Genomic DNA, 1,579 nt, shown 5'->3' on the forward strand with positions numbered 1-1,579 from the left:
GCGGTCACCGCGCTCGCGCTGGGCTCGGCGGCGGGTTTCGCGGCGGGGATCGCCGTCGTCCTGTGCTCGCTGGCCGCGGCCCGGATGCGTCGGCGGCTGCTCGGCCTGTGCGGGCTGGCGCTGGCCGCCGCGCTCGCGGTCGGCGGCAGCTACGCCGTCGCGGTCGACGCCCTGCCCTCCGGTCTGTCCGAATCGCTGACCGGCCAGCTCACCCAGCCGCGGGTCGAGCTGTGGCACGAGGCGATCGACCTGGCCGAGCGGCACCCGCTGCGCGGGGTCGGGCCCGAGCGGTTCACCGAGGAGAACGCCAGCCCGCCCGCCGACGTGACCACCGCCGTCGCCGCCTCACCGCCGTCCGCGCCGCTCCAGCTCGCCGCCGAGCAGGGCATTCCGGGCGCGGCGCTGCTCGCTGTCGCCTTCGGCTGGCTGCTGTACGCCCTGTGGCGCTCGCCGCGACCCACCCCTGTCGTCCTCACCGCGGGCGCCGCCCTCACCGGGCTCGCCCTGCTCGCCACCGTCGACCACGTGCTCAGCTACTCCGTGGTCACAGCGGGAGCCGGGTTCCTCGCGGGCCTGGCCACGGCCCGTCCCCTGCCGGACGACGGCTGCCCGCCGACGGCCACGCCTCCGCCCGGCCCTCTGCTGCCGGACGACGGATTCGGTCCACTGCGCTGACCGGGTGGCGCGGCCTCGCGGCCCGCCCCGGAACATGGGCACGGGGCCGAGCACGGACTCGGACTCGGATACGGGTGTGCGGCCTGGGCGTCTCCGGCCCGCGGGCGCGGGTCGTCAGGCGCCGGGGGTGTGGCGGGCGGTGCGCAGCGTCAGCAGGTCGCGGATGGTGTCCACGGCGCCCTGCGCGTCATCGACGGTGACCGTGAAGCGGCGACCGCTGCCCAGGTCGATGACCAGGCCCTGACCACGGCGGACGACGACCGCGGTGCCCTCCTCGGGGCGCCAGCGGTAACCCCAGCCGCCCCAGTTGCGCGGGCTGACCAGGGGCGCGAGCCGGACGCCGCTGACCTGCTCCAGCGGGATACGGCGGCGCGGCACTCCGATGTGGCCGCAGCGCACGTCGACCGCGTCGTGGTCGACCCGGACCCTGACGTGCGTGAAGGCGACCGTGCCGAACAGCACCAGCAGTCCGACGGCCACGCAGCCCACGACGGACATCACCAGCGGGGCCAGGCCCGAGGCGGCGTCGGGGCCTTCCACGGCCAGCTCGATGCCCAGCGCCATGCAGGCGGCGCCACAGGCGGCGAGCACCCATTGCATGCGGTTACGGGCCCGCCCCGTCCAGACCTGGGGCGCGCCGCTCTCCGGCCGAGGAGGGTGCGTCATGTTGTGAAGGGTACTGGGATACCCACCAGAAGGCAGCCCTATGCACTCAGGCGGTGGCGGGTGTCACCAATGAGGCGCCTTCGGCGTACGCCAGCGCCTCCACGGGGAGCGGGGCCGACCGGCCGTTGAGGACGACCTCGATCCGGCCGCCGCCGGTCGCCCGGTCGGCGGACCCCGCACGGCGCAGCGCCTGCGCGGCGACGGCGTCCGCCGAGCCGTACAGCGCGGCGCCGGGGAC

General features: G+C 76.3%; 2 protein-coding genes and 1 pseudogene. 1 reads left to right on the top strand and 2 read right to left on the bottom strand.

Features of this window, described 5'->3' with window-relative positions; translation table 11 throughout:
• The coding region (locus tag BGM09_RS19415; protein ID WP_188282910.1) for an O-antigen ligase family protein at window positions 1–675 on the top strand (675 nt) is incomplete at its 5' end.
• A 114-nt stretch (window positions 676–789) separates the two neighbouring features.
• Here the strand turns inward: BGM09_RS19415 and BGM09_RS19420 are convergent.
• Both BGM09_RS19420 and BGM09_RS19425 read right to left on the bottom strand, forming a co-directional pair.
• Complete coding sequence (locus BGM09_RS19420) at window positions 790–1,341, bottom strand: hypothetical protein (protein WP_188282911.1); 552 nt, start codon at window positions 1,339–1,341, stop codon at window positions 790–792.
• 46 nt (window positions 1,342–1,387) lie between these two features.
• A pseudogene (locus BGM09_RS19425) lies at window positions 1,388–1,579 on the bottom strand (glutamate racemase); the annotation flags it as partial.

Origin of the sequence: Streptomyces sp. CBMA29, assembly GCF_014596445.1 — a bacterium.
Classification (GTDB): Bacteria; Actinomycetota; Actinomycetes; order Streptomycetales; family Streptomycetaceae; genus Actinacidiphila.

Excerpts from the sequence above, each read along its gene's own strand:
- BGM09_RS19420 (WP_188282911.1), bottom strand. The coding sequence starts at position 1,341 with ATGACGCACCCTCCTCGGCCGGAGAGCGGCGCGCCCCAGGTCTGGACG.